Origin of the sequence: Bacillus clarus (assembly GCF_000746925.1) — a bacterium.
GTDB classification, from domain to species: domain Bacteria; phylum Bacillota; class Bacilli; order Bacillales; family Bacillaceae_G; genus Bacillus_A; species Bacillus_A clarus.
Window position 1 is genome coordinate 3,029,366 of sequence record NZ_JMQC01000008.1, and the last position, 25,635, is coordinate 3,055,000.

The following is a 25,635-nucleotide window of genomic DNA, read 5'->3' on the forward strand; positions in this document are numbered from 1 at the left end:
AAAGAATGTGTGATAATAATTCAGTTGTAGGAAGGGTACATAAGTATGTTTCAATTACAAAAGTATAATACTTCTGTGAAGCAAGAGGTTTTAGCTGGCATCACAACTTTTTTTACATTTGCGTATATCCTTGTCATCAATCCGAAAATATTAGCTGATGCAGGTGTACCATTTGATCAAGCATTTACGGCAACTATTATTGCGACAGTTGTCGGAACACTATGTATGGCATTTTTAGCCAACTATCCAATTGTTATTGCTCCGGCGATGGGAATGAATGCATATTTTGCTTATTCTGTTGTGCAAAACGCGGAAGGTATTACGTATGTAATTGCTTTTTCAGCGGTATTTGTAACAGGTATTATTTTTCTTTTATTATCTTTTACTTCGTTTAGGCAAAAGCTTATTGTTGCAATTCCGGATAGTTTAAAGCATGCAATTGCAGGTGGAATTGGACTTTTTATTGCTTTTATAGGATTGCGTCTTTCAGGAATCATTGTTGATCATCCATCTAATTTAGTTACAATTGGAGATTTCCATTCACCGGTTGTTATTTTAACATTAGTTGGTTTAGTTTTAGCGGCAGTGTTAATGGCATTACGCGTAAGTGGTGCACTGTTTATTAGCATGATTGTAACAGGTATTATTGCTTTCTTTACAGGGCAATTAAAGTTTGAGAATAAAATTACAGCGATTCCTCACTTACCAGAAGGAATGATTATTTCCAATCCAATTCATGCATTTTCTGATGTAATGGAATATGGACTATACGGCGTTGTTTTTTCATTTTTACTGGTACTTTTATTTGATACAACAGGTGCATTGCTAGGATTAATTAAACAAGCGGGTTTAAATACGGACAACACTGAAAAACGTTTTGGTAAAGCGTTCATTGCTGATGCAATTGGTGGAACGACAGGAGCTGTCTTTGGGACGAGTCCTACAGCAGCTACAATTGAATCATCGGCTGGAATTGCAGCAGGTGGTAAGACTGGTTTAACAGGTATTGTAGTAGTCGGTTTAACGATTATAACAGCGTTTTTCAGCCCTGTTATCGCGTCCTTATCAAGTGTGGCAGCAATTACAGCTCCTTCGTTAATTATAGTTGGGAGCCTAATGGCACAAAGCATCCGCGATATTAATTGGAATGAATTTGAAGATGCATTACCAGCATTTTTAATTTTCGTAGGTATTCCGTTAACATCTAGTATTGCAAATGGGATTGCAATTGGCTTTTTAGTGTATCCGATCTTAAAAATTGTGAAGGGGAAAGGGATGGAAGTACATCCGTTGCTATATCTATTTACAATTTTATTTGGATGTCATTTGTTCTTATAATATAGAGATAAGAAAGGATGCTTCTTATGGGAAGCACCTTTTTTGTGTATAATAAAGTGAATTTTAAATCACTTGAGTAAAATATAAATTGCTAAATAGAATATATATATTACGGTGAAAGGGAAGGAGGCACATGAATTGGCTGTAAGTAAAATAAAAGTTGCACGTGTGCAGTTAGGTTTAACACAACAACAATTAGCAGAAAAAGTAGGCGTTACAAGGCAAACAATTAGTTTAATTGAGAAGGGGAAGTATAACCCATCTTTAGACTTATGTTTGAAAATTTGTTACGCGGTAGATCAAACGTTGAATGATTTGTTTTGGGAGGACAAGGGGTGATCGAATAAGAATTGTGAAAGACGAACGGCTAATGATTGAAGGGTTAAAACATATTAGAACAGCTTTCATCCTTTAAAATATTATGATATTAGGGATTGTTTTTTATCGTTACGTCGTGCAGGGAGCAGGGTATGAAGGAGTCTCTGATTTAATAATGTTATTTATCGGCGGGCTAGTAGTTATAAACTTTCTAAATTTGAAGCATTCGGTAGAGGTGTATGAACAGACAGGGGGAGTCAAACGTAGCTATTTTGTTAAATTATTATTAATACCAGTTGTATTTATTATTGGAATTTTAGGTGTTTGTATAATTGTAACACCAAACATTTCTATGAAAGAAATTAGTATAACGGGACTCATTTTATTTGTTTGTTTTTTACTCCCATTATTATTTGCATAAAAATATATGAAAAGAATAAGAGATGAAGATGAAATATAAGAAAAGCTTTCCGCCGGTCACAGAAAGCTTTTCTTATATTTCTTTATACATTACTTTATGTAGTCCAATTAGATCAATCTCAAATATTTCACCATGCTCATGGAAGCCTAATCGTTTGTAATAATCTGCTACGGTAATCCGGGCATTACACCATAGGACGTTTGCCTCGCGTTCTTGTAAGGTTTGTTCAGCTTTACGGATTAAGGAGCTGCCAGCATGCTGTTTTCGGAAGTCAGGTGCTGTTGCCATTCCACGTAGGCGATAGTGGATACCAGTTTGTAAGTCAGGATGTATTTCTTTAGAGAAGGAAGCGATACTAATAAGTTTGTCGTGTGAAAATGCACCTAAATGGAAGGTGTCCTTTTCGTTATCGGAAAGATATTTACAGTCTTCTAGTGTTTGATTTGGACGCAAAACTGTTTGACGTAGTAAGTATGTTTCCGATGCATCAATTTGTTTAACTGTAATCATATAATCATCCTTTCTCATAATCCTTTTTCTACAAGTTGTAAAAAGAAGTATGCTGGTGCAACGCAAAGGCCGATTATGCTAGATGCACCGAGAAGTAGTGAGAATACAAGACAACAATATTTAATTCCATTGGACTTCTTCCACCCATAACTGCAAATTTCAATGCTGATACCAATGAGAATAATGGCGACGAGTATTTCTCCTAATAATAAAAGAGCTAAAGTTGAAATAGACATAATGTGATTCATCCCCATAATGTATGATAGTAACATTTTACCATAAAAAATAAGAAAATTAGAAAAAAACATATGATGTAAAAAATGCCCTACTCATTGAAGAGAAGGGCATTTTTATCATTCTAATATGTTTTTCATTGTATCGATATGCTCTTTTGAGCCTGTTACAAGAAGGATATCCTCATGTTGTAACTTCGTATCACCGTGTGGTATTAATGCTTTGTTACCACGGTAAATTTGAATAACAAGTACATCACCTAAAAATGGTAGGCGACGAAGTGGTAAACCGTTATACTTATTGCTACGCAGTTCTACTTCGCGGACTGTTTCATTGGCAGTTGTGATTAAGCGAACGAGACTTGGTTTATCAATAAGTGCACGTAATAAAATACGTGTAGAGTTAATTGTTGAGAATACAGCGATATGTTCTTGCGTTGCTTTTTCTTGTAGAAGTGGATCTTCTACACTTGCGATGACATGTTCAACACCTAATTCTTTTGCGTGTTCTGCTAATAATAAGTTTTGTGCATCATCACTTGTTGCAACAACGACACGATCCGCCTCAAAAGCTTTTTGCTCTGTTAAAGTTTGGATAGTGATTTCATCTAATTTCACGATTGGGAAGTCATGAGATTTCACTTCTTCCGCGTTTATTTTATTTTGGCATATCATATATAGTGTTACATCATAATCTTCACGTTTTAAATCAAGTGATAACGGAAGGGTAATTCGACTTGCACCAATAATAGAAACTTTCGGTTTCGGTGTTTCAACCTTTGGAAACATCTTTTTAAATAGTATAGGTGCAAAAATACATGTAATAACTGCGCTTAAAATAAGTGAGGCAGATAAACTGGGACTAATAATATTTAGCTTTTCACCAATTTGTGCGGCTGCAATAACTAAAGAAAGTGTCGATGTTAATAAAATAGCACTTCCTAAGACGATATTACGTGGGTACCATTTTCTTAATACAAGTGATGGTAATAGTTTTGAAATGAAGAGTCCAACGATTAAAATTGGGATCATTAACATACTAGAAGGCTCTTTAAAAATAGACCATACTTCTAAATTTACGCCAACCATTACGAAGAAAATGGGGATGAAGAAACCATATCCAATAGAATCAAGTTTTTCAACCATGTCTTCATTTGGTGATAATAAGGATACGAGTACACCTGCTAAGAAGGCTCCTAAAATGTTTTCTGCACCAACAGATTCAGATAATCCAACTAAAATTAAGATGAGTGCAAAAACAGCCCGGGTGTCAATTTGTACACTACCGGCTTTTAAGTTTTCTAGGTATGGAATATTTTTAAAGCGTCTTGCGATAAAGTAAATTACAATACCTGCACCGAATAGAAGAAGAAGAAGCCACATGCTTTGGCCGCTTTCAGAATTTAATCCGACGAATACAGCTAATAAAATCATTGTAACTAAGTCTGCGATAACAGCGACTAATAAAATGATTTGTCCGATGGCTGTTTTTCCTAAGTTATTTTCTTTTAATGTTGGTACGACAACACCTAAAGAAATAGTTGAAATAATTAAAGTCATAAACAGCGCATTGTCTACAAAGCCTAGCCATACGAATAGTAATGATAGGGCATAAGATAAGATGAAAATAAATAAGAAGATAATGCTTGCTGCTTGGAATGTGTTTGGTTCGTTTGTCGTATTCTTTTTCCCTTTTTGTGTAAAGATCGAAAAGTCAATTTCTAAACCACTTAAGAACATTAGGAAGATAAACCCTAGTGTTGATAAGACTTGAAGCCACATATCTGGCTCAATAATGTTAAATCCACTTTTTCCTACAAAAATTCCTGCTATAATTTCTGCGACAACGACAGGAAGTGCTTTTAATTTAAAGCGTTGTAACAAAAGGGGAATGAAAAACGCGATTGCGACAACAACCATAAGTGATAGAACAGAAGAATGATGTTCCATTGCGTTCTCTCCCTTCAAATAATATAGTACTTATTTAGCCATATTATAGGAAGAAAAGCAACGCGTGTGAATTCGATTCCATAAAGAAAGAGTTTTCTTAACATTTGTCATAATAAGTATATTTTTCATGATTCTGTTGTTCATTCCGTAATGTGGATGCAATAGGAGGCGGGGAGATAATAAAAAAAAGACTGCTGAGGAATCTCAGCAGTCTTTTTCATGCAAATTACATTGAGAAGAAAATCCATACAGTAAGACCAACTGTTGCAATTGCAACGAAGAAACTGTATATCATTGTAAGAATTTGAATTCTTCCTTCTCCTTCTTTTAAGTGCATGAACATAACTAATTGTAATAAAGCTTGCGCAACTGCCATTACGATAATAGTTGTTAATATCGTTGAAAGTGGCAGGTCAGTGTAAAGAGCAACATATAAAGCAAGAAACGTTAGTGCAAGCGATAAAATGAATCCGAAAACGTGTGACCATGGAAACCCGCTATGCGCGTTTCCATTTGCTTGAGTATTGTTTTGTCCCATTATTACGCCACCATCCCGTTCAAGTAAACTAGTGTGTAAATAAAGACCCAAACAAGATCAAGGAAATGCCAGTATAAGCTGATAATAAATACTTTACGAGCTGTAACTGGTGTTAAACCTCGTTTTAAAATTTGGATAATAACACAAGTTGCCCAGATGATACCACCTGTTACGTGGGCACCGTGAGTTCCAAGAAGAACGAAGAATCCAGATAAGAATGCACTTGTTTGAATCGTTGCGCCTTCCCCAACGTACATAATGAATTCTTCAATTTCAAAGAATAGGAAGCCTGCACCTAAAAGTAAAGTTAGGATAAACCAAGCTAACATTCCTTTTTGATTGTGTTTACGCATTTCATGAATTGCGATCCCACATGTAAAACTACTTGTTAGAAGTAGCAGTGTTTGAATTAAAAGTGTTTTAACTTCAAATAATTGTGCTGGTGTTGGACCATCTGCCGTACGACCAGCAAGTACTAGATAAGAGGCGAAAAGTGTTGCGAACAGCATAATTTCAGCCCCAAGAAAAATCCAGAATCCTAGGATATTCAATCTGCTTTGTTCAGATTGATATTCTAAAGGTAAGCTTTTATCTAAAGCCGCCATTTCATTTCACCTCTCATGCTACATGTTCTGTCTTTTTAATTTCTTCAACGCTTACGTAGTAACCATCGTCATAATCAAATGAACGGTAGATCATACAAGCTAGCATACCGATACCGCCAATAATTGCTAACCAGAACCAGCTAAATACTAACGCAAAACCAGCAAGGCCGATAAAGCTAGACATAATAATTGCCACACCAGAGTTACTTGGCATGTGAATTGGTTTTAATTCATCAGCTTTTGGTGTAACTGTTTCTCCGCGTTTTTTCATGAACCAGAAAGCATCAGCTTCTTTAATTTCAGGAAGTTTTGCGAAGTTGTAATGTTGTACAGGAGATTGAGTTGCCCATTCAAGAGTACGGCCATCCCATGGATCTCCAGTAACGTCGCGTTCGCCGTGGCGAGCACTCCAAACTACGTTGTAGCAAAGGAGTAGGAAGCCAATACCCATCATTACCGCACCGACAGATGCGATTTGGTTTAGCCAGCCCCATCCAAGGCTTTCAGAGTAAGTGTACATACGACGAGTCATACCATCTAAACCTAAGAAGTACATTGGGAAGAAACAGATGTTAAATCCGCTCATAAAGATCCAGAATGTCCATTTTCCTAGGCGTTCGTTTAACATATGACCTGTCATTTTTGGATACCAGAATGTGAATCCAGCAAGCATAGCGAATACTGTACCTGCAATTAATACGTAATGGAAGTGGGCAATTAGGAAGTAGCTGTTATGGTATTGATAATCAGCTGCTGCCATTCCAAGCATAACCCCTGTAACCCCACCGATTACGAAGTTTGGAATAAATGCCAATGACCAAAGCATTGGAACTGTAAAACGAATACGTCCTTTATACAGTGTAAACAACCAGTTAAAGATCTTAACACCGGTTGGAATCGAAATCGCCATTGTCGAGATCGAGAAGAATGAGTTAACCGCTGGACCTGCACCCATTGTGAAGAAGTGGTGAAGCCATACGACGAAACTTAGTAAAGAAATTGCGATCATTGAGTAAACCATCGCACTGTAACCGAATAGACGTTTACGTGAGAATGTACTAATGATTTCAGAGAAAATACCGAATGCCGGTAAAATAACGATATATACTTCAGGGTGACCCCATACCCAGAACAGGTTGGCCCAGAGCATTGGCATACCGCCGCTCGCCATCGTAAAGAAGTGAGCATCGAATAGACGGTCAAATGTCATTAATGCAAGAGCAACTGTTAATACTGGGAAAGCGAAAATGATAATAATTGTTGTAATTAAGATTGACCAAGTAAACATTGGCATTCTCATTAATGTCATACCAGGTGTACGCATTTTTAAAATCGTAACAAGGAAGTTAATACCTGTCATTAGCGTACCGAGACCTGAAATCTGTAAAGCAATTGCGTAGAAGTTATTCCCTACACCAGGAGTAAACTCTGTACCCGCCATTGGGAAGTAAGATGTCCACCCAGCGTCTGGAGAACCACCGATTACGAAAGCGATGTTGAATAACATTGCTCCGATAAAGAATAACCAGAAACTTAAAGCATTTAAGAACGGATATGCAACGTCACGAGCACCAATTTGTAATGGTACAACGACGTTCATTAATCCCATAACGAATGGCATTGCCATGAAAAGAATCATTACTGTACCATGTGTTGTAAAGATTCCGTTATAGTGTTCAGCGTTTAAATAAGTTGTATCTGGGAATGTTAATTGGGCACGGATCATTAAACCGTCCATACCACCACGGAATAACATTAGAACTGCCGATATAATATACATTATACCGATTTTTTTATGGTCAACAGTTGTTAACCATTCATCCCAAAGCCATTTCCATTTTTTATACTTTGTCAGTACGAAAATGATTGCTAATGTCACAAGAACGATAGATGCGTCTGCTCCATAAATAATCGGATCACCTGTGACAAAAAATTCATCAAGCTTCACTGTGTTCACTCCAATCTGTTGGAATTATAGCTATTATTTTTTGTTTTTGTAGTAGTTGTAATCACAATATTCAAGTGATTTTGGATCTACATAACTTAAGTGGTGACTAGAGAATGTCATACGCCCTACTACACCAGGTTTAATAATGTCATTGTATTTTGCTTCTGTTAATTTAGGGGCAGTTTCTTGAACTTCTTTTACCCACTTGTCATACTTTTCTTTTGTTTTTGCTTCAAGCTCAAATTCCATGTGAGTAAACCCTTCACCTGAGAAGTTAGAGCTACGACCTAGGTAAGAACCTGGTTTGTCAGCTTGTAAATATAAATCCATGATCATGCCATCCATTGTGTACTTCATACCACCAAGCTCTGGAACCCAGAAAGCATTCATTGGGCCTACAGAAGTCAGTTTAAATTGAATTGGTACACCAGCTGGCACGTTCAAATAGTTAACGGTTTCAATTTTTTCCTCTGGGTAACTGAATAACCATTTCCAGTTTGCAGATGTAACATAAATCTCAACTGGCTTAATATCTTTGGACGCTTCTGGTACTTGCTCAGAAGCATACGTTGCTTTTACTGTTGGAATCGATAATGCGATAACGATAATAACAGGGAAAAGTGTCCAAATAATTTCTAATAATGTGTTACCGTGTTGATCAGGTGGCTCATAGTCCATGTTTTCTGGTTTTTCACGATAACGAATCAAGATGACTGTAAACAAGATGAATACAATTGCGATAATTAATAACATAAGCACGAATGACCAAACAATTAAATCATATTGCGCTTTTGCAACAGGTCCTTGCGGATTTAATACTGCAAGTTTTTTCTCACAGCCACCGAGGAACAGAAGTAATGATAACGGAAGAAGTGAAGCCAACTTCCAAAACGCTTTCTTTAGTTGCACGATTGAAAATCTCCTTTCTCCTTGGATTGAAACTATGCCAATAAAACAATATAAACCTATTAATTTATAGAAGGCAATAGTTTTTGTCATATTGTTAAAAAATAGACACAAATGCACACTTTTTAAGGTGAATATCATTTGTAACTTGATAACATTGTAAACTATTTTCCAGAGGAAAACGTGATTGTGAAAATTTTAAGATAAATAAAGTTATACCAACATATCCAATAAATAGAAAAAAACTATCTTATCATAAGAAAGATAGCTGAATATTTTATATATTTAGTTTATTTATCGGGTCATATTTGGTTGCTGTTCAAATGTGACAACTTTTTTATATTTCACTTGGTATAAAATGTAGCAAATGATCATAAATGGAATCCCGCAGTAAAGGGCGATTCTTTGATCAGGAATAAACGCCAAACTAACAAATGTAATGAAATTTAAAGAGAAAGCCACAATTGGAACGATTGGATACAGTGGTGTACGATATTTCAAATCATTTATATTGCCACCGTTTTTTATGAAAGTTCTTCGAAAGAAAAACTGTGAAGCTGCGATCGACATCCAAACGACAACAGCCGCCATCGCTGCGATTGATGTTAATATTAAAAAGACAGTATCTGCTGCAAAGACACTTGTTAATAAAGAAAGGCTTGCAAAGATAAGGCTGAAAATTAAAGCATTGAGTGGTACACCTTTTTTCGTTAGTTTAGTAAATGCTGGACTTGCCATGCCTTGTTGAGCCATTGCCCAAAGCATACGTGAATTTGCATATAATCCAGAATTTGCTACGGATAATACAGCTGTAATAATAACAAAGTTCATAATATCTGCTGCATATGGAATACCGACTACATCAAATACAAGTACAAATGGACTTTCTACAAGGTTAGCTTCTTGCCATGGGAGTAGTCCCACAACGACTGAGATTGCTAAGACGAAAAAGAATAACGTACGCCAAATTGTATTTTTTATTGCTTTTGGAATTGTTTTTTCAGGATTTTCACTTTCTCCTGAAGCAATTCCGATTAGTTCTGTTCCTTGGAATGAGTAATTAACTGTAATCATTGTAAGCAGAACTGCTAGTGCACCGTTTGGGAATAAACCACCATTCTCAGTGAAATTGTGAAGCATTGGTGCTGGCTTTCCATTAAAATCTAAGAAGCCGAACATAACAGCGCCCCCAAGTATAATAAAGATAACAATCGTTGCAACTTTTACGCTAGCGAACCAAAATTCAGCTTCCGCATATGCTTTCGCTGATAAAGCGTTTACAAAAAAGAGTGCTGCCGCAAATGTAACGCACCAAATCCATGAGGAAACGTCTGGGAACCAGCGCTTCATTAAAATACTAACTGTTGTTAGTTCTACTCCTACTGTAACAGCCCAATTTAGCCAATACATCCAACCAACGACAAATCCAAAACCAGGTGAAATAAATTTACTTGCATAACTTTGAAATGAGCCTGCTTCTGGCATAGCGACGGATAATTCACCGAGACATAACATTGTTAAGTACATAACGAAACCACCGACTAAAAATGCAAGGATAGCTCCTCCTGGTCCTGCGTTATGAACGATTTGCCCTGATCCCATAAATAATCCTGTTCCAATGACGCCCCCAAGTGCAATCATGAACAGGTGTCTGCTTTTCATTGTCCGTTTTAAACCTGTTTGTTCTGTTTTTTGATTCATGTACCCCTCACCCCGTATTTTTTGTATGTACTGGCTCGTATTCATTCTGGAGTTTTAATGGTTAGTGGGGGATAAAAAGCATACTCGATTTATTTTGTTATGAGAAAATGGAGTATGTAAAAGAAAAGTTAACCATGATTAAGCCCTCTAGAATGTTTGTTTACATGGTGAAGGAATTATAATTCCTTCACCATGTAAACATTTTTAATTCTAACAAAATATTCTGAATAAGTATATTTGTTTTTCTTTTTATTGCAAAAAATTAGAATTTTAAAACATACTAAATGATAATAATTCATAGAATCTTTCTAGTAAACTAGTAAGAAGAGAGGTACAATAATAAGAGTTGTGTTTACATAATGAACAAAATAATGATGTAATGGAGTTTGGTTTGTGATGAAAAAACTTAAATATATGTTTATTGTCGGCATCATACTTTTTGCTGTCTTTTTAATAGGTAAGAACAAAATTATGCAAAAGGTGCAAGAGTTACGATTAGATTTTTTATATGAGATGAAGGAAACAGCTATGGTTGAGAATGTTCCATTTATAAAGCAATTGCCGGAATTACCGAGAGGATGCGAAGTGACAAGTTTAGCAATGCTATTGCAGCATAATGGCGTACAAGTAGATAAAATGCAACTTGCTAGTGAAATTCATCGTGTTCCATTTGAAGAAAAAGGTTTGCGCGGAAATCCGTATGAAGGGTTTGTAGGAAATATTTATACGAAATCAGAGCCAGGATACGGTGTATATCATCAACCGATTTTTAAATTGGCTGAAAAATATGTTCCTGAAAAAGTAATGAATTTAACAGGTAGAGATGTGGAAGATTTATATAAAGTGATTAGTTCCGGATCACCTGTATGGGTAATTGCTAATACGACATTTAAGCCACTGGATGAAGATAACTTCGAAACATGGAATACGAGTTCTGGGGAAGTGAAAATTACATATTATGAACATAGTGCAGTAGTAATTGGATATGATCAGAACTTTGTGTATGTCAATGATCCACTTGCAAATAATCCACGTAAAGCTGTTCCTCGTACTCAATTCGAAACAGCGTGGGATCAAATGGGTAAACAAGCGATTACTATTTTATAAAAATAAAACATCATCCAATTAGGATGATGTTTTTGTTTTTGTGATATGTATGTAATTTTGTATGGATTGAATATTCGGAATATTGTTTAAATAATTGTGAATTCACGTTATAATAACATTTAACTTGGTGAAGAAGGAGAGAAGAGAAATGGATGTTGCGAAGGAACTTATTCTGTCAAAAAATCAGTTAGTTGAGTGGAGAAGATATTTCCATAAGTACCCAGAGTTGTCATTTCAAGAGGAAAAAACATCTCAATTTATATTCGATATGCTTCGAAAAATCCCTCATTTAGAAGTTTCAAGGCCGACTAAATATAGCGTAATGGCAAAGTTGATTGGAAAACAGCCTGGTAAAACGATTGCTGTTCGTGCAGATATGGATGCTCTCCCAATACATGAAGAAAATCAATTTGAATTTAATTCTATTTATCCAGGTGTAATGCATGCGTGTGGGCATGATGGCCACATTGCTATACTACTTGGTACGGTACATAAATTGGTAGAGTGTAGAGATAAAATTAAAGGAGAAATTCGTTTTCTATTTCAACATGCTGAAGAAAATTTTCCGGGTGGTGCACAGGAGATGGTGTCGGCAGGAGTGATGGAGGGTGTCGACTGTATTATTGGAGCGCATCTTTGGGCATCATTAGAAGTCGGAAAGATTGGTGTTATTTATGGTCCCGCGATGGCTGCACCAGATGTTTTTAAAATTATAATCGAAGGAAAAGGCGGGCATGCAGGGATTCCGCACGAGACGATCGATAGTATTGCAATCGGTACACAAGTAGTCTCGCAACTTCAACAAATTGTATCTCGTCTTACGAATCCGTTAGACTCCCTCGTTTTATCGGTTACACAATTCCATGCTGGGACAACTCATAATGTAATTCCAGAACAAGCGGAAATAGAAGGAACTGTAAGGAGTTTAAGACATGAGTTGCGGGGAGAAACCGCTGCAAAAATTGAACGGTTGGTTAAACATATTACAGAATCGTATGGTGCGAACTATACATTTTCATATGAATACGGATATCGCCCAGTTGTGAATGATGATCAAGTTACGAAGCTCATTGAAAATACAGCGTTGCAACTTTATGGAAGAGAACGGGTAGTTCGCTTGCAACCAACGATGGCTGGAGAAGATTTTTCAGCGTTTTTACAAGAAGCACCGGGAACATTCTTTTTTATTGGAGCTAGAAATGAAGAGAAGGGGATTATATATCCACATCATCATCCTCGTTTTACAATCGATGAAGATGCATTGCCGATTGGAGTAGAGATTTTTGTTTCATCCGTGATGAATTTTATGAATGAAGGAGAATGAGATGAAGAAAATACATATGCTAGCACTTATTCCAGTTCTTTGTTTAGTAGTTGGACCAATATTTACGAATTCAGTTACTCCTTACGTATTGGGAATGCCCTTTTTACTGTTTTGGGTTTTATTATCGGTATTAATTACCTCTCTTTGTATGGGATTTGTGTACTTGTTTGATCCTGCTAATAAGGGGGATGCAAAATGACAGCGTTACTTATCATTATCGTATTTTTATTTTTTGCACTGTTTTTAGGGATTCGTGCACAACATGGAAAGGATATGAATTTAGAACAATGGTCAGTTGGGGGGAGAGGGTTTGGAACGATTTTCGTCTTTCTTCTGATGGCTGGTGAAATTTATACAACATTCACATTTTTAGGTGGAAGTGGTTGGGCGTATAGTAAAGGAGCCCCTACTTTTTACATTTTAGGATACGGTGCATTGGCTTATATTTTATCATATTTTTTATTGCCACCCGTTTGGAAATATGCAAAAGAACATAGTCTTGTTTCACAACCGGATTTCTTTACGAAAAAATATAATAGTAAGGCATTAGGAATCATTGTTTCAATTATTGGTGTTGTTTCTATCATTCCATATCTTGTTTTGCAGTTAAAAGGATTGGGAATTATTGTTTCCGAAGTTTCTTATGGGAAAGTATCGCCGGTAGTTGCTGTATGGATCGGTGCAATTATTATTACGATATACGTAATGGTTTCTGGTATACATGGTTCAGCTTGGACGGCCGCTTTGAAGGATATTATGATACTAGTTATCGTTATGTTTTTAGGGATATATTTACCGTATCATTATTACGGAGGAATGCAGCCGATGTTTGAAGCTGTGGAAGCAGCAAAGCCAGGATTTTTATCTTTGCCGGGGCAAGGAATGAGTATTTCTTGGTTTGTTTCTACCATTATATTAACGGCTCTTGGGTTTTATATGTGGCCTCATACATTTGCTTCAGCTTTTTCAGCTAAGAGTGAAAAAGTATTTCGGAAGAATGCGGCGATCATGCCGCTCTACTCTTTAGTTTTACTTTTTGTGTTTTTTGCAGGATTTGCTGCCATCTTACAAGTTCCAGGATTAAAAGGGGCAGATGCAGATCTTTCTTTATTCCGCCTCGCTCTTCAAACCTTTGATCCGTGGTTTATTGGGATTATTGGTAGTGCGGGGGTGTTAACAGCGTTAGTACCAGGATCTATGCTAGTTATGGCAGCATCTACTTTACTTGCAAAAAATATATATCAAACGCTTGCACCATCTGTCTCAGATAGACAAGTTGCGCCAATAGCTAAGTTATTTGTGCCTGTAGTGACGCTTGTTGCGGTGTTATTTACATTTAAAGGAGGAGAGACAATTGGTGCTCTCCTGTTAATGGGGTATAGTATTGTAACACAGCTCTTTCCAGCGCTTGTATGTAGTCTATTTCCTCGTCAAATTGTCACAAAGCAAGGAGCAATTGCTGGGATGGGTGTTGGACTGTTAGTTGTGGCGTATATTACCTTGTCTAACTCTACAATAGCTACTATGTTTCCGAATTTTCCACAGTATATAAAAGATTTAAATGTAGGTATTGTAGCATTGTTGATTAATGTTGTTGTGATGTTTATAGTTAGTGGTTTGACGAGAAGTGTATCCATAAAAACAGACCATATAATAGTAGAAAAGTAATCCATACGTCAGAGCTATCTTTGAAAAGAGATAGCTCTTTTTGTATATATTTGCCTGTATTAGCGGAATCTAACTAAAAACTTGTTGAAAAGGAAGTTAGGTGGGGAGTTTGTTAAAGTTAGAGGCCAACTTATTTAAAATTATAAAGGAAATCAAGGAAGAATTAGATTCTCCTAATGATTTAACGATTAGAGAATTTACGCTTGCTGGTAGTTCTACACGCTGTGCTGTCATTTTTTTATGTGGGTTAACAGATAAAGATAATATTTTTAAGTATATTATTCGGCCGCTTCAATATGAAGAATTACCACAGCAATCGGCAACAATTCAAACTCTGCTGGATCGTTTTATTTCTATTGCAGAAGTAAATATTGAGAAAACATTTCCGAATGTAATTAATTCGATTTTAGCAGGGGATACAATTGTATGCATTGATGATATTCCTTTAGCGATTGTTATTAATAGTAGAGCGTGGGAAAAAAGAAGTTTAGAACCACCAGTAACAGAAGATTTAATACGTGGACCAAGAGTTGGGTTGAATGAAGATATCAACGTAAACAAGATGTTAATTCGCCGTGGTTTACGTGATCCAAAGTTAAGGTTCAAATCCTATATTATGGGGAAGCGATCACAAAAAGAGGTAACTTTAGTCTATATAGAAGATATTATTAACCCTTACATTGTAGAAGAACTAGATCGACGACTTCAATCAATAGTGACAGACGTTATTTTTGAAACAGGAACAATTGAGCAATTGATTCAAGATAATAATTTATCACCATTTCCGCAATTTTTGAATACAGAAAGGCCGGATAATATAGTGGCTTCATTGGCGAAAGGAAAGGCGACCATTTTAGTAGATGGCTCACCATTTGCTCTTATCGCGCCACTAGTATTTGTTGATATCTTTCAATCTGTAGAAGATCATTATGAACGCTGGGGAATTGGGACATTATTAAGAATTTTACGTATGGGATCTGGTCTTATGGCTGTTTTACTCCCGGCTATGTATGTAGCGCTTGTGTCGTACCATCAAGGGCTTATTCCTTCTAAGTTAGCTTATTCTATTGCGGGAGCGAGAGAAGGGGTACCATTTCCGGCTTATATAGAGACATTCATGATGGCATTAACGATGGAATTAATTCGGGAAGCTGGTATTAGACTTCCGAAACCGATGGGGCAAACAATTGGAATTGTAGGTGGTCTTGTAATTGGAGAGGCAGCTGTAAATGCAGGGATTGTAAATCCGTTTTTAGTTATTATTATTGCTGTTACAGCAATCGCTACATTTTCACTTCCTGTATATAGCATTACGATTACGTTTCGAATTTTGCTTTTTGTCTTTGTATTAGCTGCGACTGCTTTTGGCTTATATGGGATTATTTTAGCTCTTATTGCGCTCGCGGTTCATATTACGAACTTGAAGAGTGTTGGGGTGCCGTATACGACTCCTATAGCGCCAGCGTTTTATAAAGACTGGAAAGAAGAGTTTATTCGTTTGCCGAAATCAATGTTGAAAGAAAGACCAGAATATTTACAAACAAAAGATCCTACATTACGTCCAAAGGAGCGAAAATAATTGAAACCATTTGAATACGGAGATGAAGAAATTGGATCTCGGGAACTTGGTTTTGCGGTAACATCGACAATTATTGGTACTGGTGCATTGTCAATGCCACGAGTGATTGCTACTGAGACGTTGTTCTCGGATGGTTGGGTGATATTGTTGGTTAGTGGATTGATATGCGCATGTTTAGGATGGGGTGTGACACGAGTTGCTATTTTGTTTCCGAAACAAAATTTTGTACAATACACAAGCACACACTTAACGAAACCTGTGGCTTATACTTTTAGTATCATTTTAGTATTAACTTTTGCAGCTTTGACAGCGTATGAAGCTAGAACAATTTCAATTATTGCACAGACGTACTTGTTTAGTGATACACCTGTGCAATTGTTGTCTTTTTTTTTCCTATTAGTTGTCATTTATGGAGTAAATGGATCTAGAGCAGCTTTGTTAAGGTTAAATGTATTATTTTTACCTATCGTAGTAGTAGCAATCTTACTATTGTCCTTATTAAATGTAAATTTAATGGAGATAGATAGTCTTTTACCTGCTTTCCAAACGGACGTAAGTCAGTATGCTAAGGGGCTTAAAAATTCTATTTTTACATTTATTGGTTTTGAAGTTGCGTTGTTTTATGCTGTGATGTTAAATCGAACAGAAAAAAAAGCACCAATGGCAGTTGCGAAAGCGGTAATGTTGACAGTGATGTCTTATATTTTAATCTACATTACATGTATAAGTGTGTTTACATATATGACAACAAAAGGTTTAACATATCCGACAATTGAATTAGGGAAGGAAATTGAAATTGGAGGAGGCTTTTTAGAAAGATTTGATGCAATCTTTTTTACAACTTGGATCATTACTATTTATAACACTACGGCTATGTATTATGATGTGGCCGCTTTATTGTTTTGTGCGATGTTTCCGAAAGTAAAGAAGCATATTTTTATTTTCGTAAGTGCTCCCATCATTTTTATGGTCAACATGGTACCAGGGAATTTGGATGCATTGTCGAATTACGGAACCTATTTAGCATGGGTTGATATGGGATGTATAGTTTTGGCACCTTTATTAGTTTTTATTGTATATAAAATAAAAAGAAGAGGTGGTCAAAGTGAAACCTCTTCTTAAGATGATGTCCGTTATTAGTTTACTTTGTTTTATGAGTGCATGTTCTGAACTAGAAGAGATTGAGGAACGAGGATTTGTCGTAGGAGCTGCATATGATATTGTAAAGGAAAAACAGTCAAATCCGATTATGAAGGGAACGTACCAAATGGTGCTACCTAGTAAGCTAACTCCACAGGGTGGACAGGGTGATGGGGATGGTGAAAATTACATTAATATTAGTGCAAAAGCTGATAGTGTTTTTGAACAGATTCGGATTATAGCAAAAAAAATTAGCCGGACACTTTTTTTTCCGCATATACAAGTATTGGTGTTTTCAGAGGAGTTGCTTGCAAAACCGTATGTTTTACAAAACACATTAGATGTTTATATTCGTGATCATGAAATGCGAAGGAATATTCGCTTGTTCGTTTCAAAGAAAAACGCGGAAGCTATTTTGAAACAAAGTGCGAAACCTGAAAATTTACCAGCAAAATATATTGATATGTTAGCTGACCATCCACCGAAAAATGCACAAATGATTGAAGCGACACGAATTGGAGATGTGCAAGAAAAAATGGTTGGAAAGCAAAGTTTTGCCTTACCTGTTCTAGGATTGACGAAACAAGGGGTACAGATGGAAGGAGCGGCTTTATTTCGCGGGAAGGACAATAAGTGTGTAGGGAGTTTAAGTGGGGAACAAACATTAGGTTTTAATTATTTGATAGGTAAAAAAATTGGAGGTTTTTTTACAATTCGAAAGAAAAATCAGCTGGTTACATATGAAATTCATAAGTTGCGTCGCAAAATTAAAGTAAATACTGCAAATACTACTAAACCGAAATTTAATATTCATTTATCATTAGAGGGAACGATAGCTGAATTGCATTTTAGTAATCAAAATCAAGTTATGAATGAAAAAAAAATAGTGAAAGATATTTCGGAAGAGATGGAAAGACGTATTCAAAAATCGGTAAAGCTTGTGCAAAAAAAATATAAGGTAGACGTATTGGGATTGGGAGAAGTGTATAAACGCCATAATTATAAAGAATGGAAAAAGGTAAGCAAGAATTGGGATCAAGGCGAAAATTATTTTAGCGATGTTGAAATTAATGTTCATGTTCATCCGATAATTGAACATTCTGGTTCGGCATTACCGAAGCGAGTGAAGTAAGGGGGATGCATGGTGTTTACTGGGTTAGGGATTAGTTGCACAATACTAATGGCAGTTTTGCCAGGAGCAGTATATTATATTCATAAAAAAATTACAACATATGGGGCACAACCATGGAAAGGAAATGCGCAAAAAAGGAAACCTGAATAAATTTCAGATTTCCTTTTCGGATGAACAAAGCATAGTCTGAAGGGGGATACCTTCTATGTATGCTTTGTCTTTATACAAGCCCTAACCAATGTACCAATTGTGTGGAGAGGAATGTAACAATAATGGCGATAACGGTAGGGATTGCAAACGATAAGAATGTCCATTTTGTACTTTTTGTTTCTTTATATATGTTAACCAGTGTTGTTCCGCATGGGAAATGAAGAAGTGAGAACAACATTGTGTTTAACGCAGTTAACCAAGTCCAACCATTTTCTAAAAATAAGTTTTTAATTTGATTAAAATCATCTATTTCAGTTAAAGCACCAGTTGATAAATAAGACATTAATAAAATCGGAATAACAATTTCGTTAGCTGGTAACCCAAGAATAAACGCTGCTAGAATGAAACCGTCAAGACCTAGCATTTTAGCGAATGGGTCTAAGAAGTTTACAAAATACATAAGTAAGCTTGTGTCACCGACGAAAATATTAGCGAGTATCCAAGTTAAGACAGCGGCAGGTGCAGCTACAATTACAGCTCGCTTTAAAACATATATTGATTTATCGAGCGTTGAACGCACAATTGTATTCCAAATTTTTGGCTTACGGTAGGGTGGTAACTCTAACGTATAGTGAGTTGGAACGCCTTTTAGGGCAGTTTTTGATAAAACCCAAGAAACGGTTAAAGTTACAATAACACCAATTACAACCATCCCTACTACGACACCTGCTGTAACAAGTGTTTGCATACTACCTGTATACCCAGCGGCCATAAATAATGAAGCCATTAATATTAATGTAGGCCAGCGTCCGTTACATGGGACGAAGTTGTTTGTTAAAATTGCGAGCATACGCTCACGCGGTGATTCGATAATACGTGTCGACATAATAGCAGCAGCGTTACAGCCAAATCCCATTGCCATCGTTAAAGATTGTTTTCCGTGTGCCCCAGAACGTTTGAATAAACGATCCATGTTAAAAGCAACACGTGGTAAGTACCCGTAGTTTTCTAATAAAGCAAACATAGGGAAGAAAATAGCCATAGGTGGTAACATAACACTAATAACGGCTCCAGTACCGCGGAATAAACCGAGTATTAAAATACCGTGTACCCATTCTGGTGCATGCATTGCTTGGAACCAAGAAGTTAAATGTCCTTCTGCCCAGCCGAAGAAATCAGCTATCATGTCAGATGGTACATTAGCTCCTGCGATTGTAAGATAAAAAATAATAGATAAAATACCGAGCATGATTGGAAATCCCCAAATAGGAGAAGTGAAAATTTTATCTAGTTTCTCAGACCGATACAGTTTATCGGTATTTGTATATTGAACGGCTGCCTTACATATGCTCGCAGAAGTTCGATAAATATCTCCGACAATATCATCTCGTATGTCTTCTTCCTTTGTAAGTGTTTGAGCGTGTTGAATAATATAATCTAATGGCAGCGCCTTACTGGCTGAGTGAGATTTCATTTATTATGACCTCCCTTACAAGTGGCTCCTTATGGTGTTTTTGAAGTGTAGCTAGGAAGTTTTTATCTCCATCTAATATACGTAATGCAACCCAACGTGCTGGATACGTATCCCCGAATACTTTGTAAATTTGTGGTTCTAATTCTTGAATCATATTTTCAATCTTTTCATTGTAAGTAATTTTAATGGGGGTAGGGATGAGTTTCTTATTAGCTACTTTAGCAATGATATTTAGCAAATGACCGATACCAACTCGATTTCGCGCCGAAATTTTGACGACAGGTACACCGAGTGATTTTGCTAATTTCTTTTCATCAATAAGGATTCCTTTTTTTTCTGCTTCATCTATTAAGTTGATGCATACGATAACATCATTAGTCATTTCCATAACTTGTAGTGCTAAGTTTAAATTTCTTTCCATTGCAGTGGCATCTATAACGACTACAGTTACTTCTGGTTTTTCGAACATAATATAATCTCTTGCTACTTCTTCATCAGCAGAGTTTGAATACAGTGAATATGTTCCGGGTAAATCTATTATGGTATATATATTTCCGTTATGTTCATATTCGCCTTCTGCTTTTAATACAGTTTTTCCCGTCCAGTTTCCTGTATGTTGTTTTAATCCTGTTAATGTATTAAATAATGTACTTTTCCCAGTATTCGGGTTACCAGCTAACGCGATGCGATGGTTACTCATTTCGAATCATCTCCTAATTAATACCCCAAAAATAAGGGAGCTTTCTTCACTACGGAGTGCAATAGTTGTGTTGCTGACTTGATATGCAATTGGATCTCCAAGTGGACTTCGTTGCAACACTTTAATTGTAGCCCCAGGAATAAAACCTAAATCTAGTAAACGTCTTTTCATAGTTCCTTCTAATTGTATCTTCTCGATTTGTACAAACTCCCCTGTTTTAAATTCAGAAAGGGGTTTGGTATTAGCCGATACCATAAAAGTTACCTCTTCTCTATATTTTTAGTTTTAGTTTAAAAAGTTTCCTTAGGGAAACTTTTTGTTATTAACATAGTAGACTACATTGGATGATGGTGTCAATTAGTACTTTAAAAATATTCATTTATTTTTAGAATTGTTCCAATTTATTTAGTTGTACTAAAAGATATTACTGAAATTTTTCTTAATGTAAATAAAGTAGGAGTTTCAAAATTTAAAAATGCAGTGAGTTTGTTAACGTAGTTTTAAGAAAGAGGGTAAAACAGAGGGAACTATTTACACTTAATTTACATTGTTAAGATAAAATTTACAATAATGCTTGTTCGATGTGGATTTTGTTGGTTTTTTTTACGAAAAAGGTTGGAATGTCTAGCTTTTGATGACTGTTACCTCTATTTACTTAAACTTAAAAATTGCTTAACACTAACACAATATTATTGTCCTACAATGAATTTGTGTTCGAAAGAAGTAAATGAATGTGAAAAGCGATAATCCAAATGGGGGTACAAGACATGGTTATGAAAAAGGGTATTAAATTTTCTTTAGCAGCTTTAGTTGTTGCAGGAGCATTAGTTGGATGTGGAAAAGCAGAAAGTACGGATAATAAGGAAACTGCTAAAGGAAGCGATAATGCGAAACAAGAATTATCAGGTACGATTGCAGCAGCTGGCTCTACAGCTCTTCAACCTCTTGCGGAGGAAGCTGGAAAGCAATTCATGGAGAAAAACTCTAAAGTTTCTATTCAAGTTCAAGGTGGCGGTAGTGGAACAGGGATTAACCAAGTAGCTTCTGGTGCAGTGCAAATTGGTAACTCGGATGTTCCGGCTGCAGATAAAATAAAAGATGCTGAAAAAGCAAAAGAATTAGTAGATAACAAGGTGGCGGGTATTGCGTTCGCACTTGTCGTAAATAAAGATGTAAAAGTTGATAATTTAACAGTACAACAAGTACAAGATATCTTCACTGGAAAAGTAACGAACTGGAAAGATTTGGGCGGAAAAGATGAAAAAATTAACGTAATTAACCGTCCGGCTTCATCTGGTACACGTGCTACATTTGAAAAAACGATTATGAAAGACGCGAAAATTAATGATGGAACTGGTACAACACAAGATTCTAACGGTGCGGTAGAGCAAGCGATTAACTCTACTCCAGGTTCGATCAGCTATTTAGCAATGTCTTACATGGTTGGCGATAAAAAAGGTGCATTACAAACTGTAAAAATTGACGGTGCAGAACCGAAAGTTGAAAACATCTCTTCTGGTAAATACCCATTCTGGTCTTATGAGTACATGGTAACTAAAGGAGAGGCGAAAGAAGCGACAAAAGCTTACATTGATTATGTAAAAGGTAAAGACTTTGAAAAACAAGTAGAAGATATGGGCTACATCCCAATGTCTAAATTAAATAAGTAATAAAATTTTATGGGGCTGGCTGCAAGGCCAGTCCTGTTCATTTCAATCTATGAAGTGGGGTCTGTCCTGTGATGAAGGGGAAAAAACAAATTAATTACGTAAAGAGTGAATATATAGGAAGATCACTCGTTACGTTTTGCGGTATTTTTATTGTTTTTGTTACGTTAGCTATTATTGCTTTTATTTGTGGAAAAGGAATTCAATCTTTTACGCAAAGTGGTATCTCATTTTCTGAGATGTTAACATCGACAAAATGGAGTCCGAATGCTGACGAAGGAACCTATGGTGCTGTAATCTTTATTGTAGGTTCGACGCTTGTTTCGTTAGGTGCTGTTGTTATTAGTGCACCAATTGCTATAGCTCTTGCAATATTTATGAATTTAATTTCGCCGAAGTTTGGGAATAAAGTATTAAAGCCTGTTTTAGAATTATTAGTTGGTATTCCGTCAGTTGTATACGGATTATTAGGGGTTACGATCTTAGTTCCTCTATTACGTGATTCGTTTGGGGGAGTGGGCTTTAGTTTAATTGCGGGTATTATTGTACTAAGTATTATGATTTTACCTACTATTGCTAGTATCGCCTCTGATGCAATACGCTCTGTTCCGTTTGATTACTTGGAAGCTTCTTATGGTCTAGGATCGACGAAATGGCAAGCGATTAGCCGAGTTATTGTTCCTGCCGCAAAACAAGGGATTTTAACAGGGATTGTTTTAGGGTTAGCGCGTGCTTTTGGTGAAGCATTGGCAGTTCAAATGGTAATCGGGAACACGATTAAATTACCGGAAGGAATATATAGTCCAACAGCAACGCTAACGGGTATTCTGACAATGGATATGACGAATACATTGAATGGAACTGCTTGGAACAATGCACTATGGACTTTAGCGATGATTTTACTTGTTATTTCATTCCTGTTTATTTTAGTAATTCGAGCGATTGGTCAAAGAGGTGAGCGATAATAATGAATGCAAGAACGGTAAATAAAGTTTGGACAGGTATCTTTTATGCGGTTGCAGCTTTAGTTGTAGCTTTGCTTTTTTTCTTAGTGTACGAAATTTTACAAAAGGGATGGGGATTTTGGGATCCTAGTTTCTTATTCGGAGAACCAAGTAATACAAGAGCTGGCGGTGGGATTGGTCCGCAGTTATTCAATTCCTTCTACATGCTTGTTATAACGCTTATTATATCAATTCCTCTTGGATTAGGGGCTGGAATATATTTAGCGGAGTATGCAAAACAAGGTCGTTTTTTAAGTTTTGTTCGCTTATGTATTGAGACAATGGCGTCTTTACCTTCTATTGTTGTTGGACTATTTGGTTTGCTAGTATTTGTTACAATGACAGGCTGGGGATACACAGTAATGGGTGGGGCTCTTGCTTTAACTATTTTGAACTTACCTGGTTTAACACGTGTTTGTGAAAATGCAATTTCTGAAGTTCCTCATAATGTAAAAGAGGCGAGTCTGGGATTAGGGGCAACGAAATGGCAAACAATTGTCCGTATTATTATCCCGTCGTCATTACCACAAATTATTACAGGTATTATTTTAGCGGCAGGACGTATATTTGGTGAAGCTGCGGCATTAATTTACACGGCAGGTTTAACATCACCGATTTTAAATTCTGCAGCAGATTTTTCAAGTCCGGCTCATCCATTAAATCCATTCAGACCAGCCGAAACGCTAGCCGTTCACATTTGGAAATTGAATTCTGAAGGGATTATTCCAGATGCGAAGTTAATTGCAACGAAATCTGCAGCTGTACTAATCATTATGGTATTGCTCTTTAATATCATTTCTCGTTTTGTAGCATCTGTACTGCATAAGCGTTTTACAGGAACGAAAAAAAGTCGTAAAACGACGAAGAAGGTAAAAGCGGCATAAATTGAAGATAAAAACTCTCTGTTTATAAAACAGGGAGTTTTTTTACGGCCATTTCGATGTTAGTAGGAATTGAAAGGAGATTTGTTGAGTATCTGAATGTTAGGATGAAGAGGGGAGAAAATGTGTTTTTTCTGCAAATGTCAGGGTTTCCTGGGGCGGGTAAATCGACAGTTTCTAAGTATATTGCTAAGTTAACAGGTGCGGTTATTGTAGATCATGATATCGTGAAGTCGGTACTATTAAAATCATTAGCGGTGAAAGGGATTGAATCAACAACTGTTTGTGGTGTTTCGTACGATATTGAATGGGCATTAATAGATAGTTATTTGGAACAAGGGCATAGTGTTATATTAGATAGTCCGTGCCTTTATGATGGAATGGTTGGAAAAGTCATCTTAATAGAAAGCATTGTATCGTCTTCTGATTTTATATTTGCTTTTGGTAATAATATGTAAGCGGCGATTGATCCGGCGAATAATAAGAAAGAAGAGAACAAAATAATAAATTTATGTGAAAGTGCCCACTTTAAAGTAGCGGTATATGTTTTTGAAGGTTGCTATTTACGATGCTTTGTCTTCTTCAATAATAAAAATGCCATAAGTGGAACAACGGTTAGTGCGACCACTAGTGAAGAAAGTATAGAATATACAACGGCTAAGACCATAGGTAACATCAGTTTACCGATTGTACCCGATACAAGACCGATAGGTAAAAAGACAGCCACTGTTGTTAATGTAGAAGAGGTAATTGCAATGGAAACCTCTTTTGTAGCGTCTAAAATGATGTCTTTTGAAAAGTGTTCCTTTTGTAAACGTCGGAAAATGTTTTCGATGACAACGATGCTATCGTCAACGAGTCGCCCGACAGCAACAGCTAATCCTCCGAGAGTTAAAATGTTTAAGGTAACATTAGATTGATCGAGTAAAAATAGAGTTAGTAAAATGGACAACGGAATACTAACAACAGCGATAAGCGTTGTTCGAACGCTACGTAAAAAGATTAAAATGATAAATGTCGCAGCGATTGCCCCTAAAATTACTTCTTTCCCCATGCTTATAACAGCATTTTCGACTTGCTCGTGAGTGGAGGATAGTAACTTAATTGTGAAAGTGTCTTTATATTCTTTGCTCATCTGTTTAATTTTCTTATCGATTTCTCTTCCGATTGCAACCGCGTTTTTACTTGGTTCTTTCATAATGACTAATCCAGTACCCTCTTCCCCATTTATATGTGACACGGTGTCGGAATGTTATTTTGTTTCTACTTGCGCTATATCTTGTAATTTGACTTGAGGAGTTAGGACTATATTTTAAATTTCATCTACACTTTTTATATTTC

24 protein-coding genes and 3 pseudogenes (1 of these 27 running past the window's edge) are annotated in these 25,635 nt (G+C 36.3%); 15 read left to right on the forward strand and 12 right to left on the reverse strand.

Features of this window, described 5'->3' with window-relative positions; genetic code table 11:
* Positions 1-45: 45 nt before the first annotated feature.
* The 3 genes and pseudogenes from DJ93_RS16380 (at position 46) to DJ93_RS16390 (ending at position 2,077) form a co-directional block, all read left to right on the forward strand.
* Positions 46-1,338, forward strand: coding sequence for an NCS2 family permease (locus DJ93_RS16380; protein WP_042981970.1), 1,293 nt, complete (start codon positions 46-48; stop codon positions 1,336-1,338).
* A gap of 138 nt (positions 1,339-1,476) precedes the next feature.
* Positions 1,477-1,677 (forward strand): helix-turn-helix transcriptional regulator, encoded by a 201-nt coding sequence (locus DJ93_RS16385; protein WP_042981971.1) that lies wholly within the window; start codon positions 1,477-1,479, stop codon positions 1,675-1,677.
* A 4-nt stretch (positions 1,678-1,681) separates the two neighbouring features.
* Positions 1,682-2,077: pseudogene (locus DJ93_RS16390) on the forward strand (hypothetical protein).
* A 72-nt stretch (positions 2,078-2,149) separates the two neighbouring features.
* Here the strand turns inward: DJ93_RS16390 and DJ93_RS16395 are convergent.
* The 8 genes from DJ93_RS16395 to DJ93_RS16430 all read right to left on the reverse strand — a co-directional run bounded on the left by DJ93_RS16395 (position 2,150) and on the right by DJ93_RS16430 (position 10,468).
* Complete coding sequence (locus DJ93_RS16395) at positions 2,150-2,587, reverse strand: GNAT family N-acetyltransferase (RefSeq protein ID WP_042981972.1); 438 nt, start codon at positions 2,585-2,587, stop codon at positions 2,150-2,152.
* Positions 2,588-2,601: 14 nt separating this feature from the next.
* The gene (locus DJ93_RS16400) at positions 2,602-2,859 is read right to left on the reverse strand and encodes a DUF4022 family protein (protein WP_117287968.1); all 258 of its coding nucleotides are present in this window, start codon (positions 2,857-2,859) and stop codon (positions 2,602-2,604) included.
* Positions 2,860-2,940: 81 nt separating this feature from the next.
* Positions 2,941-4,770, reverse strand: a complete 1,830-nt coding sequence (locus DJ93_RS16405; protein ID WP_042981976.1) for a monovalent cation:proton antiporter family protein — start codon at positions 4,768-4,770, stop codon at positions 2,941-2,943.
* Positions 4,771-4,996: 226 nt separating this feature from the next.
* Positions 4,997-5,308: a cytochrome aa3 quinol oxidase subunit IV gene (gene qoxD, locus DJ93_RS16410; RefSeq protein ID WP_042981978.1), complete on the reverse strand. Its 312-nt coding sequence runs from the start codon at positions 5,306-5,308 to the stop codon at positions 4,997-4,999.
* Positions 5,309-5,310: 2 nt separating this feature from the next.
* Positions 5,311-5,913, reverse strand: a complete 603-nt coding sequence (gene qoxC / locus DJ93_RS16415) for a cytochrome aa3 quinol oxidase subunit III (protein ID WP_042981981.1) — start codon at positions 5,911-5,913, stop codon at positions 5,311-5,313.
* 13 nt (positions 5,914-5,926) lie between these two features.
* Positions 5,927-7,861, reverse strand: a complete 1,935-nt coding sequence (gene qoxB, locus DJ93_RS16420; RefSeq protein ID WP_042981983.1) for a cytochrome aa3 quinol oxidase subunit I — start codon at positions 7,859-7,861, stop codon at positions 5,927-5,929.
* Between the two features lie 33 nt (positions 7,862-7,894).
* A complete protein-coding gene (locus DJ93_RS16425) occupies positions 7,895-8,770 on the reverse strand; it encodes a cytochrome aa3 quinol oxidase subunit II (RefSeq protein WP_042981985.1) in 876 nt (291 codons plus the stop codon).
* A 291-nt stretch (positions 8,771-9,061) separates the two neighbouring features.
* Positions 9,062-10,468, reverse strand: coding sequence for an amino acid permease (locus DJ93_RS16430; RefSeq protein ID WP_042981986.1), 1,407 nt, complete (start codon positions 10,466-10,468; stop codon positions 9,062-9,064).
* Positions 10,469-10,864: 396 nt separating this feature from the next.
* Between DJ93_RS16430 and DJ93_RS16435 the strand changes: the two genes are divergently transcribed.
* The 8 genes from DJ93_RS16435 to DJ93_RS33215 all read left to right on the forward strand — a co-directional run bounded on the left by DJ93_RS16435 (position 10,865) and on the right by DJ93_RS33215 (position 18,568).
* Entirely contained in the window at positions 10,865-11,575 is a 711-nt protein-coding gene (locus DJ93_RS16435) for a C39 family peptidase (RefSeq protein WP_042984222.1), read from the forward strand.
* Positions 11,576-11,723: 148 nt separating this feature from the next.
* Positions 11,724-12,899 carry an amidohydrolase gene (locus DJ93_RS16440; protein ID WP_042981987.1) on the forward strand — a complete coding sequence of 392 codons (1,176 nt, stop codon included), beginning with the start codon at positions 11,724-11,726 and terminating at the stop codon, positions 12,897-12,899.
* A 1-nt stretch (position 12,900) separates the two neighbouring features.
* Positions 12,901-13,098, forward strand: coding sequence for a DUF3311 domain-containing protein (locus DJ93_RS16445; protein ID WP_042981988.1), 198 nt, complete (start codon positions 12,901-12,903; stop codon positions 13,096-13,098).
* Positions 13,095-14,567: a sodium:solute symporter family protein gene (locus DJ93_RS16450; protein WP_042981991.1), complete on the forward strand. Its 1,473-nt coding sequence runs from the start codon at positions 13,095-13,097 to the stop codon at positions 14,565-14,567. Before DJ93_RS16445 ends, DJ93_RS16450 begins: the two co-directional genes overlap by 4 nt.
* 100 nt (positions 14,568-14,667) lie before the next feature.
* Positions 14,668-16,146 carry a spore germination protein gene (locus tag DJ93_RS16455; protein WP_117287967.1) on the forward strand — a complete coding sequence of 493 codons (1,479 nt, stop codon included), beginning with the start codon at positions 14,668-14,670 and terminating at the stop codon, positions 16,144-16,146.
* On the forward strand, positions 16,147-17,268 hold the full coding sequence (locus tag DJ93_RS16460; protein WP_042981993.1) for an endospore germination permease: 1,122 nt from the start codon (positions 16,147-16,149) through the stop codon (positions 17,266-17,268).
* Positions 17,252-18,418: a Ger(x)C family spore germination protein gene (locus DJ93_RS16465; protein ID WP_042981994.1), complete on the forward strand. Its 1,167-nt coding sequence runs from the start codon at positions 17,252-17,254 to the stop codon at positions 18,416-18,418. Before DJ93_RS16460 ends, DJ93_RS16465 begins: the two co-directional genes overlap by 17 nt.
* A gap of 12 nt (positions 18,419-18,430) precedes the next feature.
* Entirely contained in the window at positions 18,431-18,568 is a 138-nt protein-coding gene (locus DJ93_RS33215) for a hypothetical protein (RefSeq protein WP_080743499.1), read from the forward strand.
* A 70-nt stretch (positions 18,569-18,638) separates the two neighbouring features.
* Here the strand turns inward: DJ93_RS33215 and DJ93_RS16470 are convergent, their stop codons facing one another.
* Genes DJ93_RS16470 through DJ93_RS16480 form a run of 3 tightly spaced genes read right to left on the reverse strand, consistent with a single transcriptional unit; the run spans position 18,639 to position 20,997 of the window.
* On the reverse strand, positions 18,639-20,042 hold the full coding sequence (locus DJ93_RS16470) for a nucleoside recognition domain-containing protein (RefSeq protein WP_042981995.1): 1,404 nt from the start codon (positions 20,040-20,042) through the stop codon (positions 18,639-18,641).
* The gene (locus tag DJ93_RS16475; protein ID WP_042981996.1) at positions 20,020-20,742 is read right to left on the reverse strand and encodes a FeoB small GTPase domain-containing protein; all 723 of its coding nucleotides are present in this window, start codon (positions 20,740-20,742) and stop codon (positions 20,020-20,022) included. The genes DJ93_RS16470 and DJ93_RS16475 overlap by 23 nt, the downstream gene beginning before the upstream one ends.
* Positions 20,743-20,748: 6 nt before the next feature.
* The gene (locus DJ93_RS16480; RefSeq protein ID WP_042981997.1) at positions 20,749-20,997 is read right to left on the reverse strand and encodes a FeoA family protein; all 249 of its coding nucleotides are present in this window, start codon (positions 20,995-20,997) and stop codon (positions 20,749-20,751) included.
* A 512-nt stretch (positions 20,998-21,509) separates the two neighbouring features.
* Here DJ93_RS16480 and DJ93_RS16485 point away from each other — a divergent pair.
* The 4 genes and pseudogenes from DJ93_RS16485 to DJ93_RS16500 form a co-directional block, all read left to right on the forward strand.
* Positions 21,510-22,412, forward strand: a complete 903-nt coding sequence (locus DJ93_RS16485) for a phosphate ABC transporter substrate-binding protein PstS family protein (RefSeq protein WP_042981998.1) — start codon at positions 21,510-21,512, stop codon at positions 22,410-22,412.
* Between the two features lie 71 nt (positions 22,413-22,483).
* The gene (pstC, locus tag DJ93_RS16490; RefSeq protein WP_042981999.1) at positions 22,484-23,374 is read left to right on the forward strand and encodes a phosphate ABC transporter permease subunit PstC; all 891 of its coding nucleotides are present in this window, start codon (positions 22,484-22,486) and stop codon (positions 23,372-23,374) included.
* Between the two features lie 2 nt (positions 23,375-23,376).
* Complete coding sequence (gene pstA, locus DJ93_RS16495) at positions 23,377-24,297, forward strand: phosphate ABC transporter permease PstA (RefSeq protein WP_042982002.1); 921 nt, start codon at positions 23,377-23,379, stop codon at positions 24,295-24,297.
* A 122-nt stretch (positions 24,298-24,419) separates the two neighbouring features.
* Positions 24,420-24,704 (forward strand): annotated as a pseudogene (locus DJ93_RS16500) (P-loop nucleotide/nucleoside kinase family protein); the annotation flags it as partial.
* Here the strand turns inward: DJ93_RS16500 and DJ93_RS16505 are convergent.
* Positions 24,680-25,635 (reverse strand): annotated as a pseudogene (locus tag DJ93_RS16505) (efflux RND transporter permease subunit) (its annotated part continues 672 nt past the right edge of the window); the annotation flags it as partial. The pseudogenes DJ93_RS16500 and DJ93_RS16505 overlap by 25 nt on opposite strands.

What these genes read in the sequence shown, in the direction of transcription:
- DJ93_RS16450 (WP_042981991.1), top strand. Translation starts at nt 13,095, where the DNA reads ATGACAGCGTTACTTATCATTATCGTATTTTTATTTTTTGCACTGTTT.
- DJ93_RS16440 (WP_042981987.1), top strand. Translation starts at nt 11,724, where the DNA reads ATGGATGTTGCGAAGGAACTTATTCTGTCAAAAAATCAGTTAGTTGAG.
- DJ93_RS16380 (WP_042981970.1), top strand. Translation starts at nt 46, where the DNA reads ATGTTTCAATTACAAAAGTATAATACTTCTGTGAAGCAAGAGGTTTTA.
- DJ93_RS16475 (WP_042981996.1), bottom strand. Translation starts at nt 20,742, where the DNA reads ATGAGTAACCATCGCATCGCGTTAGCTGGTAACCCGAATACTGGGAAA.
- DJ93_RS16480 (WP_042981997.1), bottom strand. Translation starts at nt 20,997, where the DNA reads ATGGTATCGGCTAATACCAAACCCCTTTCTGAATTTAAAACAGGGGAG.
- qoxD (WP_042981978.1), bottom strand. Translation starts at nt 5,308, where the DNA reads ATGGGACAAAACAATACTCAAGCAAATGGAAACGCGCATAGCGGGTTT.
- DJ93_RS16430 (WP_042981986.1), bottom strand. Translation starts at nt 10,468, where the DNA reads ATGAATCAAAAAACAGAACAAACAGGTTTAAAACGGACAATGAAAAGC.
- pstA (WP_042982002.1), top strand. Translation starts at nt 23,377, where the DNA reads ATGAATGCAAGAACGGTAAATAAAGTTTGGACAGGTATCTTTTATGCG.
- DJ93_RS16405 (WP_042981976.1), bottom strand. Translation starts at nt 4,770, where the DNA reads ATGGAACATCATTCTTCTGTTCTATCACTTATGGTTGTTGTCGCAATC.
- pstC (WP_042981999.1), top strand. Translation starts at nt 22,484, where the DNA reads ATGAAGGGGAAAAAACAAATTAATTACGTAAAGAGTGAATATATAGGA.
- DJ93_RS16470 (WP_042981995.1), bottom strand. Translation starts at nt 20,042, where the DNA reads ATGAAATCTCACTCAGCCAGTAAGGCGCTGCCATTAGATTATATTATT.
- DJ93_RS16435 (WP_042984222.1), top strand. Translation starts at nt 10,865, where the DNA reads ATGAAAAAACTTAAATATATGTTTATTGTCGGCATCATACTTTTTGCT.
- DJ93_RS16445 (WP_042981988.1), top strand. Translation starts at nt 12,901, where the DNA reads ATGAAGAAAATACATATGCTAGCACTTATTCCAGTTCTTTGTTTAGTA.
- DJ93_RS16395 (WP_042981972.1), bottom strand. Translation starts at nt 2,587, where the DNA reads ATGATTACAGTTAAACAAATTGATGCATCGGAAACATACTTACTACGT.
- qoxC (WP_042981981.1), bottom strand. Translation starts at nt 5,913, where the DNA reads ATGGCGGCTTTAGATAAAAGCTTACCTTTAGAATATCAATCTGAACAA.
- DJ93_RS16485 (WP_042981998.1), top strand. Translation starts at nt 21,510, where the DNA reads ATGGTTATGAAAAAGGGTATTAAATTTTCTTTAGCAGCTTTAGTTGTT.
- DJ93_RS16400 (WP_117287968.1), bottom strand. Translation starts at nt 2,859, where the DNA reads ATGTTACTATCATACATTATGGGGATGAATCACATTATGTCTATTTCA.